Source organism: Mycobacterium sp. NGS66 (assembly GCF_059812225.1).
The window spans coordinates 196,379-209,245 of record NZ_JCALCG010000011.1 but is presented as its reverse complement, the minus strand read 5'-3'; the positions used below and the strand labels follow the sequence as shown (position 1 = coordinate 209,245).

General features: G+C 63.2%; 16 protein-coding genes and 1 pseudogene. 10 read left to right on the top strand and 7 right to left on the bottom strand.

The features are described 5' to 3' along the window. Window positions 1-45: 45 nt before the first annotated feature. Together AC5Y2L_RS20100 and AC5Y2L_RS20095 are read right to left on the bottom strand one after the other, a co-directional pair. Window positions 46-189 carry a hypothetical protein gene (locus tag AC5Y2L_RS20100; protein WP_499937179.1) on the bottom strand — a complete coding sequence of 48 codons (144 nt, stop codon included), beginning with the start codon at window positions 187-189 and terminating at the stop codon, window positions 46-48. After that, window positions 176-1,255 carry an IS481 family transposase gene (locus AC5Y2L_RS20095; RefSeq protein WP_499937180.1) on the bottom strand — a complete coding sequence of 360 codons (1,080 nt, stop codon included), beginning with the start codon at window positions 1,253-1,255 and terminating at the stop codon, window positions 176-178. Before AC5Y2L_RS20095 ends, AC5Y2L_RS20100 begins: the two co-directional genes overlap by 14 nt. A gap of 182 nt (window positions 1,256-1,437) precedes the next feature. Here AC5Y2L_RS20095 and AC5Y2L_RS20090 point away from each other — a divergent pair, with 182 nt between their 5' ends. The 4 genes from AC5Y2L_RS20090 (at window position 1,438) to AC5Y2L_RS20075 (ending at window position 3,345) form a co-directional block, all read left to right on the top strand. After that, window positions 1,438-1,707, top strand: coding sequence for a type II toxin-antitoxin system Phd/YefM family antitoxin (locus AC5Y2L_RS20090; RefSeq protein WP_499937182.1), 270 nt, complete (start codon window positions 1,438-1,440; stop codon window positions 1,705-1,707). After that, window positions 1,704-1,982, top strand: coding sequence for a type II toxin-antitoxin system RelE family toxin (locus AC5Y2L_RS20085; RefSeq protein WP_499937184.1), 279 nt, complete (start codon window positions 1,704-1,706; stop codon window positions 1,980-1,982). Before AC5Y2L_RS20090 ends, AC5Y2L_RS20085 begins: the two co-directional genes overlap by 4 nt. A 395-nt stretch (window positions 1,983-2,377) precedes the next feature. Beyond that, the gene (locus AC5Y2L_RS20080) at window positions 2,378-2,896 is read left to right on the top strand and encodes a helix-turn-helix domain-containing protein (RefSeq protein ID WP_499937186.1); all 519 of its coding nucleotides are present in this window, start codon (window positions 2,378-2,380) and stop codon (window positions 2,894-2,896) included. Further along, on the top strand, window positions 2,896-3,345 hold the full coding sequence (locus tag AC5Y2L_RS20075) for a hypothetical protein (protein WP_499937188.1): 450 nt from the start codon (window positions 2,896-2,898) through the stop codon (window positions 3,343-3,345). Before AC5Y2L_RS20080 ends, AC5Y2L_RS20075 begins: the two co-directional genes overlap by 1 nt. 371 nt (window positions 3,346-3,716) lie before the next feature. On the opposite strand, the pseudogene AC5Y2L_RS20070 reads toward AC5Y2L_RS20075, so the two are convergent. Then, window positions 3,717-4,373, bottom strand: a pseudogene (locus AC5Y2L_RS20070) (DUF2293 domain-containing protein); the annotation flags it as partial. Window positions 4,374-4,464: 91 nt separating this feature from the next. On the opposite strand from AC5Y2L_RS20070, the gene AC5Y2L_RS20065 reads away from it, so the two are divergent. The 4 genes from AC5Y2L_RS20065 to AC5Y2L_RS20050 all read left to right on the top strand — a co-directional run bounded on the left by AC5Y2L_RS20065 (window position 4,465) and on the right by AC5Y2L_RS20050 (window position 9,097). After that, window positions 4,465-5,418: a dipeptidase gene (locus AC5Y2L_RS20065; RefSeq protein ID WP_499937190.1), complete on the top strand. Its 954-nt coding sequence runs from the start codon at window positions 4,465-4,467 to the stop codon at window positions 5,416-5,418. A 454-nt stretch (window positions 5,419-5,872) separates the two neighbouring features. Further along, window positions 5,873-7,102, top strand: coding sequence for an acetyl-CoA acetyltransferase (locus AC5Y2L_RS20060; protein ID WP_499937191.1), 1,230 nt, complete (start codon window positions 5,873-5,875; stop codon window positions 7,100-7,102). Between the two features lies 1 nt (window position 7,103). Then, window positions 7,104-8,618: a carotenoid oxygenase family protein gene (locus tag AC5Y2L_RS20055; protein ID WP_499937192.1), complete on the top strand. Its 1,515-nt coding sequence runs from the start codon at window positions 7,104-7,106 to the stop codon at window positions 8,616-8,618. Further along, window positions 8,615-9,097, top strand: a complete 483-nt coding sequence (locus AC5Y2L_RS20050; RefSeq protein WP_499937194.1) for a VOC family protein — start codon at window positions 8,615-8,617, stop codon at window positions 9,095-9,097. Before AC5Y2L_RS20055 ends, AC5Y2L_RS20050 begins: the two co-directional genes overlap by 4 nt. A gap of 3 nt (window positions 9,098-9,100) precedes the next feature. Here the strand turns inward: AC5Y2L_RS20050 and AC5Y2L_RS20045 are convergent, their stop codons facing one another. The 4 genes from AC5Y2L_RS20045 to AC5Y2L_RS20030 form a co-directional block, all read right to left on the bottom strand. Next, window positions 9,101-9,529, bottom strand: a complete 429-nt coding sequence (locus AC5Y2L_RS20045; RefSeq protein WP_499937196.1) for a hypothetical protein — start codon at window positions 9,527-9,529, stop codon at window positions 9,101-9,103. A gap of 47 nt (window positions 9,530-9,576) precedes the next feature. Next, complete coding sequence (locus AC5Y2L_RS20040; protein WP_499937197.1) at window positions 9,577-10,350, bottom strand: VOC family protein; 774 nt, start codon at window positions 10,348-10,350, stop codon at window positions 9,577-9,579. 207 nt (window positions 10,351-10,557) lie between these two features. Continuing rightward, window positions 10,558-11,031, bottom strand: a complete 474-nt coding sequence (locus AC5Y2L_RS20035) for a type II toxin-antitoxin system Rv0910 family toxin (protein WP_499937199.1) — start codon at window positions 11,029-11,031, stop codon at window positions 10,558-10,560. A 4-nt stretch (window positions 11,032-11,035) separates the two neighbouring features. After that, window positions 11,036-11,233: an antitoxin gene (locus tag AC5Y2L_RS20030; protein ID WP_499937201.1), complete on the bottom strand. Its 198-nt coding sequence runs from the start codon at window positions 11,231-11,233 to the stop codon at window positions 11,036-11,038. 554 nt (window positions 11,234-11,787) lie between these two features. Between AC5Y2L_RS20030 and AC5Y2L_RS20025 the strand changes: the two genes are divergently transcribed. After that, window positions 11,788-12,198, top strand: a complete 411-nt coding sequence (locus tag AC5Y2L_RS20025; protein WP_499937203.1) for a HEAT repeat domain-containing protein — start codon at window positions 11,788-11,790, stop codon at window positions 12,196-12,198. Window positions 12,199-12,207: 9 nt separating this feature from the next. Continuing rightward, window positions 12,208-12,852 (top strand): hypothetical protein, encoded by a 645-nt coding sequence (locus AC5Y2L_RS20020; RefSeq protein WP_499937204.1) that lies wholly within the window; start codon window positions 12,208-12,210, stop codon window positions 12,850-12,852. Window positions 12,853-12,867: the final 15 nt, after the last annotated feature.

The following is a 12,867-nucleotide window of genomic DNA, read 5'->3' as shown; positions in this document are numbered from 1 at the left end:
CAGTCATGTCTCGGGACATCGTTGACAGGTGTCCCGAGACATGGTTTACACCTCAGGTTTGTTTTCGGGGGAGTTTCCGGGTTTGACGCCGCGGGGTTGGTAGTCGCGGGTGGGGTCGAGTGTGAGTTTGCGGATCAGGGTGCCCGTGCGTTGGTCGAGGACGCGGATGTCGAGGTCATTGATCAGCACGATGACTCTGTTGCCTCGTAGGTGTTTGGACAGGCCGATGTGGTGCAGGCGGCTGTTGTAGCGCAGGGTGATCACTCCGGCCGCGTCGATGCGGTCGTGGCGCACCCGGAAATGCGGTGGGATCTGGTAGCCGCTGGGAAAAGCCTTGGGGCGGGCGGTGAATGCCTGGATGGGGGGTATGGCGGTGCAACGCTCGGTGGGGTCGCACGGTGTTGTAGTAGACCAGGAATTCGTCGAGTTGGTGCTGTAGCTGGTCGATGGTGGCTGCTGGGGGTTGGGCGCGGAGGTATTTTTTGAGGGTTTGGTGGAAGCGCTCGATTTTGCCGCAGGTTTGTGGATGGTAGGGCCTGCTGGTCAGGTGCTTGACGCCGAGGGTGCCGAGCAGGACTTGCAGGGCGCTGCGTCCACCGCGCCGTGGTGTGGCGGTGAAGATGGCGCCGTTGTCGTTCAACACGGCCGCCGGTGTGCCCCAATGGGCGAATGCGCTGGTGAAGGTGTCAGTGACGTCGGGGCCGGTGATGGTGGGCCGGGCCAGGCTGGCCGGGGCGACCCGGGAGTGGTCGTCGAGGAGGTTGAGGATTTCCGCCGGGGTGTTGTCGGCGAGCTGCCAGTGGGTGACGTCGGCTTGCCACAGTTCGTTGGGTTGGGCGGCAGTGAAGCGTTTCCAGGCCGAGCGAGGCCGTTTGTGCGGTTGGGGCAGCACAAATCCTCGCCGGGTTAGGATGCGCCAAATCGTTGATATTGCGGGCACTTTGGGCACGTCAGGGTCACGCGCCAGGTGTGCGGCGATGGTGGCTGCGCCAGCGTCGTAGCCCTGTTTTGTCAAGGATTTGCGCAGCCGCACGATCTTGTCTTCGAGTCCGGTGTCCACGCCGCGGGGGTTGTGGTGGGGCCGACGCGAGCGGGGTTCAAAGGCCGCGGCGCCCTCGGCGTGGTAGCGGGTGACCAGTTGCTGGACCCAGTAGCGCGAGACGTCGTAATCACGGGCTACCTCGGTTTTGCTGCGTCCCTCCAGCACGACGGCGGTGATAATGAGCGTCGTGAAACCAGACACTGCCGGGGGCACTGCTGGGGTGTATTGCCTCGGCTGATGCTTGACAGGGGCACTGCTGGGGCACTGCTGGGGCACTGCTGGGGCGCTGCGGGCTGGGCACTGGACACGGGCCGCCGGCCATCCACCTCTCGATCGCTAGTATCAGCTATAAAGCTGGCTAGTTCCTGGTCAGAAAACGGGCTATATTCATGCCCATGAAGTCTGTACCGCTCACTGAAGCCAAAGACAAGCTTTCCGCGCTCGTTGACGAAGCGGACACGACCCACGAAATCATTCAGATCACCCGGCACGGCCGCGTGGCAGCGGTCCTCATGTCCGCCGACGATCTTGACTCGCTCAACGAGACGCTGCACGCTCTTCGAACTCCGGGTGTAGCCGACGAGCTCGCCCAGGCCGACGCCGACTACGCCGCCGGTAACATCGTCAGCGGCGAGGAAATTCGCCGACGCTACGGCCTGAAGTGAGCCAACCGAATCCATCGTGGTCTGTTCAGCTGTCACCATCGGCGGCGCGCGCCCTAAGCCGGCTGCCACACAAAGTCGCCAGCGCCATCGCCGAATTCGTCACCACCACGTTGCCCGCCGAACCGTACCGGTTGTCCAAGCCGCTGCGATTCGAGTTCGAAGGGTGGCGCGTGGCGCGCCGCGGCGATTATCGCGTCACGTTCCGCGCGCTCGAGGACGACCGAGTGCTCTACATCGGCCGCATCGAACACCGCGAGCACATTTACCGCCGCTAGTCACTTCCCTGCCTGCCACGACGGGCCGCGGCACCAACACGCCACCTTAAGGACGTATTGGCTCTGGAGTGTGGATCACCGCGGCCAGCGGCTCATCTTCCGGTTGGTCGTCGACCTCGGGCAGCAACACGGTCAGTGGAGGGATCGACCGGCCCGGGCTGAGCGCGTGCGAGCAGGTCGTCAAGCACCCGGGCAACTTCGGTCTCGTTTCCATCGTCTTGGCCTCGCGCGGCGGTGACTGTGCGTGCGTGGCGCCAGGTGAACTCAGCTAACGGCGCCGACACCCTCGGCAAGGGTGAAACCGCGACCGCCGTGAACGCGCGGGACTCATCGTGCAGCGCGTGCACAAAAACGGCCCGGAGTCCACCTATAGTAGAGAGTGCTATAGTTGGGCGGTGAGCGGTCGGAGTGACGTCTTGCGGACGGTGATGCACCAAACAGGCACCACCCAGTCCGAGTTGTCTCGGCTCAGCGGTGTGCACCAGCCCAGCATCAGCCAGTTCCTCTCCGACAAGGTTGAACTCAGCGATGAGCAGCTCGACCGACTGCTCTCCTGCATGGGGTATCGACTCGAAATCACCCGCCAGCCAGTCACTCCCAAGCTGACACGTTCGGAACGCCTCTCGTGGAAACTGCACCGCGAGCTGGCCAGACACCTGACGCGGTCGACTCTCATCCAGTGGCAACCCACGATCGAGCGCAACCTACGACGATTGAGGTCCGGCGTCACCGGCCAGCCACACATGAGAAACCTCGACCGCTGGGAATCGCTCGTGAGAGACGGCGACGTACCCGGCCTTCACCGCGTCCTCACTGGACTCGGCCGCGATTGCATCGAGATGCGCGAAGTCTCACCACTGGGCGGACTGCTCCCCGATGAGGAGCGCATCCGCATCCTACGCACGGTGCGCTGATGCGGCGCGACCAGCTCGAGCACGCTATCCGGACTGCCTGTCAAATCACCGGCCTGACAGAAGTCATCATCGTGGGCTCCCAAGCGATCCTCGGCACCTACACCGAAGATCAGCTGCCCTTCTACGCCACCAGGTCGGTGGAAGTCGACGTCCTGCCGATCACCGACGACACGGGTGAAATCGCCCGTCTTGCAGATGAACTCGAGGGAGCAGCGGGCGAGTTCTCCCCGTTTGAGCAGCTTCACGGTTTCAGTATCGACGGCGTGGACCTGCAGACCTCGGCACTGCCCGACGGATGGCGCGATCGACTGGTGAGGTCCAGAACGAGAACACCGCCGCCCCATCGGGCGAACCTCATTTCATCGGATGGTGCCTCGACAAGGAAGACCTGTGTGTCGCGAAGCTGTGTGCCCTGCGAGAGAAGGACCAGAACTTCGTCGACGCACTGATCGCTGCCGATCTTGTTGACCCGCAAGAGATCGCGACCCGCCTCGTGACCGTACCCGAACGCTATTGGAGAGCATCCCAACGCGCAGCCGCCTGGCTCGCTCACCGAACGAACAGCGCTGAGTAGCTCGTGAAGCCGGCAGACAGCCGCAACTGCGGCCGCTCCGACGAGCATTAACTTGGGTCTGTGGGCGACGACGACACGAGCAGCTGGACGACGCCGTCGGGGACCAGCGAAGTGCGCACCTCGACGCATTGCCCGGCGGGTGATATCGCGGGGCTGCACTGCTCCCAAAATTTTTGCCGTTGGCTCTGCGTCCACGGCTGAAAAGTGCGAGTGCGTCGCGCCATAACCGCAGAATCAACTTCGGCGTCACCTGCCAGGCGCGGCGACACTCCAAGCTCTCAATACGTCGTCGACGCGATCGCGCACCCGGTCCCGAGCCTCGTCCCGGTCGACGCCCGACATCAACAACTCGTCGTAAGCCGTGTCGACGTGCCGAACAGATGCCACAACGGCGAGGTGAACCGCATCCGGGTCGAGCGCCCGGCCGGCCGCGCTGCGCCCGATGCGGCCGCTGCCGCGCATTGCGGCATACCGGGCAATCGCCTCCGCCCTGGCCGCGGGACAACCGGGAAACAGCTTGCCAATTGCGGCGGCGAACTCGTCCTGGAACTTCGCGTCTTCCGATTCCCGGCGCACTCTATCCCGCTCGCGGTGGCGTGCGCGGGCCTCGGCATCGGAGAGGCACTGTTCCTCCGCCCGCTCGAGGGCCTCCGCTTCGACCAGGATCCCCTGCCGCTCATAACGCCTGCGGCTACGACTCCAACGCACAACGACTGCCGAAAGCTTGCTGTTTGCCTTCGCACGCCTGGTCAGGGCTGCATCGCCGGATGGCAGGAAGACGAGATGGCCAAGGTCCGCACAATCCACGCAGAGCGGGCCGCGGTCTTCCATCTTCAGGAAGTTGCCAGTGCCCGCACAGGACGCGCACGTCCAGTCCTTGAGCGGCATTATCACCAGGAGATCCGACGGATGCTTGTCTGGTTTGGTCACCTGATCTGGCATTGAGAACGTCCTCACACCGATTGCTTCCCGCCATCATGCACTATCGATATTCGTGAGCTCGCTCCTCTGGGATCAGCATGCCTGCCTGCCGTTGCAGCCCGATACAGATGTCGACCCGCTGACCCGCTATCAGCGTCGGGACGGCGCATTCGTATCAGTCAATGTCGGGTATTCGCCACACACCTTCAACGACACGATGACGCTGCTGCGGCACTTTCGCGCCGCCATCGATGCACACCCGCATCTAGAGTTGGCGGCCGAAATCGACGACGTCGCAACCATCGCGGCTGCCGGGCGCATCGCGGTGGTATTCGACCTGGAAGACTCCCGTCCCCTCGACGACGACCTCGACAACCTGGCCACCTTGGCCCGGCTCGGCGTGCGTACCCTGCTGCCGACCTACAACCACGCCAATCGCGCCGGCAGCGGGTGTCTCGATACCGACGATGGCGGTCTCACCGCGTGGGGCCGTGCGATCGTCGCCGAGATGAACAGGGTCGGGATCGTCCCGGACGGATCGCACTGCAGTGCCCGCACCGGCCTCGACATCTGCGAAACCTCAACCGGTCCAGTCATATACAGTCACTCGTGCATGCGCTCGGTATGGGACCACCCGCGCAACATCACCGACGACCAGGCCCGCGCCTGCGCAGACACCGGCGGAGTCATCGGAATCACCGGCGTCGGCATCTTCCTCGGACCCAACACCCCCAGCCTCGACGCGATGACACGGCACCTCGAATATGCCGTCGACCTTGTCGGTATCGACCATGTCGGCATCAGTTCGGACTTCTCGTTCGACTACGCCGACTTCGTCGACGAGCTCATGCGCAATCCCCAACTGTTCGACGACAGCTATACCCGTTGGGGGCCGATCCAGTGGATGCCGCCGGAAACGCTGCTGACGCTCGCCGACCACCTCAGCAGCCGCGGGTGGGCCGACACCGACATCGGCGCCGTGCTCGGCGGCAACTTCCATCGCGTCGCCCGTCGCGCGTGGCACTGACGTCACACCACCAGCGGGCGCGGGAAGTCAGGTGAAAATCGTTGCGACGCGGGCAATCAGCGCCGCGGCGGCTCGCGGACCCGCCTCGACGGGCTCTGCGTGAGCGAGGGCATTATGGTACTCGTGTCCAATAAGAGCAGCCATACAGCCACCTACGGGCAAAAGTCTTGGGCACGAACGGTTTTCATCGCTACAGCTACTACGCGTCGGTTCGCGCTGGCCGCTGCGGCCGGCTGGCGATCAAGTCGTAGGGAGTTTCTCCGGTGCACGCGCGAACCGGATGGACATGTTTGTCAATGGCTGTGGCTGGTAATGCCCCCTGGGAGGCTGACGCGTTAGCCGGCTGATGCGTCCCTCTAGGTCCCGTCGGTTCAGCCCGAGAGCCGACGGGGCCGCCACTAGCTTTCGACGGATCCGATCTTCCAACGTCCGATCTGTTGTACCGTTGTCGCATATGGAAGGCTGGACGGGCTCGGCGCCGGTGTGGATCCTCGCTGGCTACCAGAGCGACTTCGCCCGCAACCTCACCAAAGAGAATCGCGACTTCGCGGCTTTGACCACAGAAGTGGTCGAACGCACGCTGGACTTCGCCCGGGTGGAGGCCGCCGATATCGGAGTGGTCCACGTCGGCAACGCGTTCGGTGAGATGTTTGCCGGCCAGGGTCACCTAGGGGCGATGCCGGCCACCGTCTGTGACGAGCTGTGGGACACCCCGGCCGCGCGGCATGAAGCCGCATGCGCGTCGGGCAGCGTCGCGGCGCTGGCCGCCATGGCGGACTTGCGGTCGGGCGCATACGACAGCGCGCTGGTCGTCGGCATCGAACTGGAAAAGACGGTGCACGGCGACACCGGAGCCCAGTATCTGGGTGCCGCCGCATGGACCGGGCATGAGGGCGCCGACGCCCGCTACCTGTGGCCCTCGATGTTCGCTGCGGTCGCCGACGAATACGACCGCCGCTACGGCCTGGACGACACCCACCTGCGGGCTATCGCGCAGCTCAACTTCGCCAACGCACGGCGCAATCCCAACGCGCAGACCCGCGAGTGGACGATCCCCGATCCCATCACCGACGATGACGCGACCAACCCGATCACCGAAGGCCGGTTGCGCCGGTTCGACTGCAGCCAGATGACCGACGGCGGAGCCGGAATAGTCCTGGTCAACGACGCCTACCTGCGCGATCATCCCGATGCGCGCCCGCTTGGACGCATCGAGGGCTGGGGGCATCGCACCGTCGGGCTGGGCCTGCGGCAAAAACTGGAGCGGTCCGCTGACGACCCTTACGTGATGCCGCACGTGCGCGCCGCGGTGCTCGACGCCCTGCGCCGCGCGCAGGTTGCGCTCGACGACGTCGACGGGTTCGAGGTTCACGACTGCTTCACCCCGAGTGAGTACCTCGCTATCGACCACATCGGGCTGACCGGTCCCGGAGAATCGTGGAAGGCCATCGAAAACGGCGAGATAGAGATCGGTGGCCGGTTGCCGATCAACCCCAGCGGCGGACTGATCGGCGGCGGTCACCCGGTTGGCGCTTCGGGTGTGCGAATGTTGCTCGATGCGGCAAAACAAGTCAGCGGGATGGCCGGCGATTATCAGGTCGAGGGCGCAAGAACGTTCGGCACCTTGAACTTCGGTGGCAGCACCGCCACGACCGTCAGTTTCGTCGTCAGCAGAGGACCATGAGATGGATGTTGAGCTGGTCGGCAAGTATCTGTCGACGCTGCCCGAGGACGACGACCATCCGTATCGCACCGGTCCCTGGCGGCCCCAGACCAGCGAGTGGGACGCCGACGACCTGACCGCCGTCGACGGAGAAATCCCCCACGACTTGGACGGCATCTACCTGCGCAACACCGAGAACCCGCTGCATCCGTCGTTGCAGACCTACCATCCGTTCGACGGCGACGGCATGCTGCATGTCGTCGGCTTCCGCGACGGAAAAGCCTTCTACCGCAATCGTTTCATCCAGACCGACGGCTTTCTGGCAGAAAACGAGGCGGGTGCAGCGCTGTGGCCGGGACTGGCCGAGCCGGTCCAACTGGCGAAACGTGAAAAGGGTTGGGGCGCACGCACCCTGATGAAAGACGCGTCAAGCACCGACGTGGTCGTGCACCGCGGAGTCGCGCTGACCAGCTTCTACCAGTGCGGCGACCTGTACCGGATCGACCCGTACTCCGCCCAGACGCTGGGCAAGGAAACCTGGCGCGGCGGCTTCCCGACCGACTGGGGCGTCTCGGCGCATCCGAAGGTCGACAACAAGACCGGCGAGCTGTTGTTCTTCAACTACAGCAAGCAAGAACCGTACCTGCGTTACGGCGTGGTGAGCCAGGACAACGAACTGGTGAACTATGTCGACGTGCCACTGCCCGGGCCGCGGCTGCCGCACGACATGGCGTTCACCGAAAACTACGCGATACTCAACGATTTCCCGCTGTTCTGGGATCCGAGACTGCTCGAGCACGATGTGCACCTGCCGCGCTTCTATCCCGACCTCCCGTCGCGGTTCGCGGTGCTGCCACGCCACGGCGGCACCGCCGACATCCGCTGGTTCGAGGCGGACCCGACGTTCGTGTTGCACTTCGTCAACGCGTATGAAGACGGCGACGAAATCGTGCTCGACGGCTTCTTCGAGGGCGATCCGCAACCACTCGACACCGGTGGGACGAAGTGGGACAGGCTCTTTCGATTCTTGGCGCTGGACCGATTGCAGACCCGTCTGCACCGGTGGCGGCTCAACCTGGTCACCGGCACGGCGAAAGAGGAGCAGCTGTCGGAGTCCATCACCGAATTCGGCACCATCAACCCCGCCTACACGACGGCCGGCTACCGCTACGTTTACGCCGCTACCGGCAAGCCGGGCTGGTTCTTGTTCGACGGGTTGATGAAACACGACGTGCTCACGGGAAACCAGGAGCGCTTCGGTTTTGGCGGCGGTGTATATGGCAGCGAGACGCAAATGGCACCGCGGCTGGGAAGCGCCGGGGAGGACGACGGTTACCTCGTCACGCTCACCACCGACATGAACGCCGACGCGTCCTACTGCCTGGTCTTCGACGCCGCCCGGGTGAGCGACGGGCCGGTTTGCAAACTTCAACTGCCGGAACGCATTTCCAGCGGAACTCATTCGGCGTGGGTCGCCGGCGCGGAACTACGGCGCTGGGATACCGCGGACTCGGCGGCCAGTGTGGTGGCGCTATGAACATGCACCCGCCCCGCCGGAGGACGCACTGGCCCAGGGAGTTGGCGTCGATCGGTGCCATCCGTTTTGCGCGCCGATCGCAGAATTTCGTTGAAACGGTGCGGTTCTACCGCGAGCTGGTAGGCCTCCCGCTCTTCGAAACCTTCGAGGCCAGTTACGGCAGTAACGGCGCGATCTTCGGCCTGCCCAGCTTCAACCTGACGATGGAAATCGTGGAGGCGGACGACGGTGTCCCGGTCGACCACCATGAACAGCTATGCCTGTATTTCCCGGACCGTGAGGCACAACAGGCGGCGATCGCTCGCCTGCGGCAGGCGGGCGCGGAACCCGTCGAGCAGCACCCGTACTGGGAGGCGACCGGCGCCGTCACTTATCGGGACCCTGATGGCCGCGAAGTCGTGTTCGCGCCCTTCGTGTTCGGTGTCAACGAGCCCGACACCAGTGCTGTCTCCGGCAAGCACGAGTTCCCGTCGGGCTGAAACTCACCGTCTATCGCGACGGGAGGTCACTGCCACGATCACCGACCAAACCGAACACACCACCGCGAAGAGGGTGGCTGCCGCGCCTATGTAGAGCCCGTACTGGGGCGACACCTTGGGATTGATGTTGATTTTGTAGTACGCGATGAGCACGGCGATCAGCAGCGAAATGACCACTGCGGCAATCGAAGCCATGATCATGGACAGGCCGCGGGCGACCATCGCGCCGGCCACCAGCAACGTCGACGCCAGCAACACGATGAGCTGACCGGTACCGAAACCCGGCTCCAGGTACATGTGGTGGGCGCCGCCGATGGCGTTGGCCCAGCCCCCGCCGTTCTCCGACGTCGTCACCCAAGGCAGCCAAGCGCTCACCGAGACGACCAAGCCGAAGAACGCCACCAGCCAACCGGGCTGCAGGCGGCGAGTCATGATTGCGAGGTTAGTCGACGACTACGACCGAGAATCGCGACCGGCGCTTAACTCTGTAGCGACGAGAGATTGAACACCGCGCCCGTCGGGTCGGCAGCGCTGGCGAGACGTCCGTAGGGAGTGTCTTCGGCCGGTCGTAGCACGGCACCGCCGTTATCACCGATCACCTGCAGCGTCTTGTCGACGTCCTCGGCGCCGAAGTAGATCGTCCAATTCGACGGCACGCCTTCGGGCAGGAACCCTACGCCGTCCATCACGCCGAGTAACTGCTGGTCGTCGAACCACGCTGTGGTGTAACGGAATTCGTCAGTGTCGGAAACGGACTCGGTTCGCCACCCTAAGACAGTGCGGTAAAAGTCGAGGGCGGCTCGGTAGTCACGTGTGGTCAGCTGGTGCCAGACGGGTGCGCCGGCTTCGCCGACCAGCTCGAAGCCGAGATGCTCGAGCGGCTGCCATAAGCCGAACATCGCTCCCGACGGATCGGTCGCCATGGCCATGAAGCCCTTGGCGGGCACCTCCATGACTCCCATGCAGGTGGCGCCGCCGGCAGAGGTCACCGCCGAGGTGGTCGCGTTGATGTCGGCGGTGTGGAAGTAGGTGCTCCAGCCGTCCGGAGCCTGAGTCTCTGGCTTGTTGGCCATCAGCCCGGCGACGGGGTGGCCGTCTTTGGCGGCGTTGACGTATCCGCCGTATTCCGGTCCGGCGGACTCGAATGTCCAGCCGAATACCCTGCCGTAGAAGTCTTGGGCACGCTCGACGTTCGACGACATCAGGTCGATCCAGCAGGGGGCGCCCAGCGGCGCGTGGTTTCGGGCAGGCACGATGATCTCCTCGTGGTGTCGGTGGGTCCCCAAGCGGGGTTCACCGATATGGACTGGCGTCGAACCGGAAAATCACCGCAGTCCGGGACTTTGGCTGTGAATCCTGGGCTTCGCGTGTGCAGACAGGGCGGAAAATCGCGCCGATCAGCACCCTCTACTCACAGCGAAAACCCTGGCTTCACAACGGAAAACACGCGCACGAGCAGATCAGTTTATGACGCCACGTTGGCCATTCGAACCTGGGTCGGGCCCGGCGAAAACCCTGACGAAGTTCTCCAGCGATTCGCGAATGTCGGTGCGCAGCGCCGCGGCGACGATCATGCCGATCGGGCCGAACAACGCCGGACCGCCGAGGTGCACGTTGAAGCTGACGACGGAGCCGTCGTCCTTGGGGGCGACCTTGGCCATCAACTTGACCTTGACGCCGCCCACGCCGTCGCCGTTGAGCGTCATGGCCGCCGGCGGCTTGTAATGCACAATCGTCCATTTGATCCGATTGGGCATGCCCTTGACCTCGACGTAGGACTCGATCACCGTGCCCTTCTCCAGGACGTCGGGCAACTTGCCGCGCCAAAGCCGGTGGATGGTCAGCCAGTCCTTGTACCGAGACAGATCGGAGGCGTGCTTCCAGGCCTGCTCGGGCGGCAGCGGTACGTCGATGGATCCAGAGAGTTTGGCCATGCGCTCAGTTCTGCTGATCGCCCGACTCGCCTGGGCCACCCGAACCGGCGGCCTTCTTGGCCTCTTCCTGCACCTTGTGGATGGTGTCGGAATACTTGCCCTTGGTCTTGTCGTCCACGAACTCGCCAGCCTTGTCGATCGCGGTCCCGACCTTGTCGGCGTTCTGCGACAACAGATCCTTCGCCTTGTCCAGAAAACCCATATACGTCCTTCCCCCAGGTGTGCCGCTTGCGGCAACTCGTTTGGGGGTGATGGTAGACGAAGCCAGCACGGCGACCTGACCGGCTACCGCCCGGTGCCTTGAGAAACCGCCGCGATTATCCTCTGAGCCTGGTTACGATTTCCACGTGGCGGGGGAAGAAACTTGAGCGTTTCGTGGCGCGAGACCGCTAGCGAAGAGTGCCAGAACGATTTCGACAAGCTTGTAGACCAGGGCATCGATACACGTACTACAATCTCCAGCTCCTTGCAGCAGCTGATTAGCAGTGGACAGATTAAACTGGTCAGAATGGCGCTAAACTGATGCCTCCTACTCCCGACTGGACTCGTGCACATGAGCGCCTTTCCGCCGATATAACGAAAACAGCCAAGAAAAATGGGTTACCCTTCCGAACGAATGCCGACCTTATCAATACCAATGAACGATACCCCAGTCTCATCCCTGTGCTTATCGACTGGCTAAAGAATACCGAGCAAAAGAGCGGCCTATCAGATCCCGTTGACGTACACCGGTTTCGGAACGGCCTTTATCGGTCCTTGACAACCATCGATGCGATGGGAACAGAGGCGGTGCCACTGCTATTTGACAGTTTCTATCTCAGGCCTCCCGCACCGCCCACGACTCTAGCCGCAATCGGAAATGCGCTCAAATATTTGGCGGCGCCCAACGACTATGACCGTATGCGCGAAATCGCCATCGACCGCTCACTGGGCTCGGGCCGCGCACCCATAATCGAATGGCTACTGCGGGCAGATCCCGACGATGCTCTCCCGGTTGCGATCCGTGAACTTGAGGACGCTTCCGTCCGCCCATACATCCTGCGCTCGCTGCGAGTCATCAAACACCTGCCGGCGTCGCTGCGTTCAACCATCGAACCTTTCCTTGACGACCCCGACAGCGAGGTACGCCTTCAAGCGAAACGGACACTGGCCAAACTCGGCAAGTAGAGACAACTAATGCCTCCGAACCCAGCGTGGCAAAAAGCTCACCAACGCCTTAGTAACGATATCTCAAAGGCCGCCAAGAAGGCCGGATTGCCCTTCAGGACGATCACCGATCTAATAAATACGAACCAGCGATACCCAGCGCTGATACCAGTCCTCATCGATTGGCTGAAGAACGCCGAGACGAAAAGCGGTCTGTCCGATCCGGCCGACCTCCACGATTTTCGTGACGGGTTATATCGGTCGTTAACCACAATTGACGCGATGGGCACCGAAGTTGTGCCGCTGCTATTCGATAGTTTCTACTTGCAACCACGGGCGCCCGAAGTCATCCTTGCGAGAATTGGGACGGCGCTGAAGTACCTTGCGGCGCCCTCCGACTACGCACGCATGCGCGAAATCGCCATTGACCGCTCGCTGCGCTCCGGCCGGGCACCGGTAATCGAATGGCTACTGCGGGCAGATCCCGACGATGCTCTCCCGATTGCCATCCGTGAACTTGAGGACGCTTCCGTCCGTCCATACATTCTGCGCTCGCTGCGTGTCATCAAACACCTGCCGGCGTCACTCCGTTCAACCATCGAACCATACCTTGACGACCACGACAGCGAGGTACGCCTTCAAGCGAAACGGACACTGGCCAAACTCGGCAAGTAGACGCAGGCTGCCAAG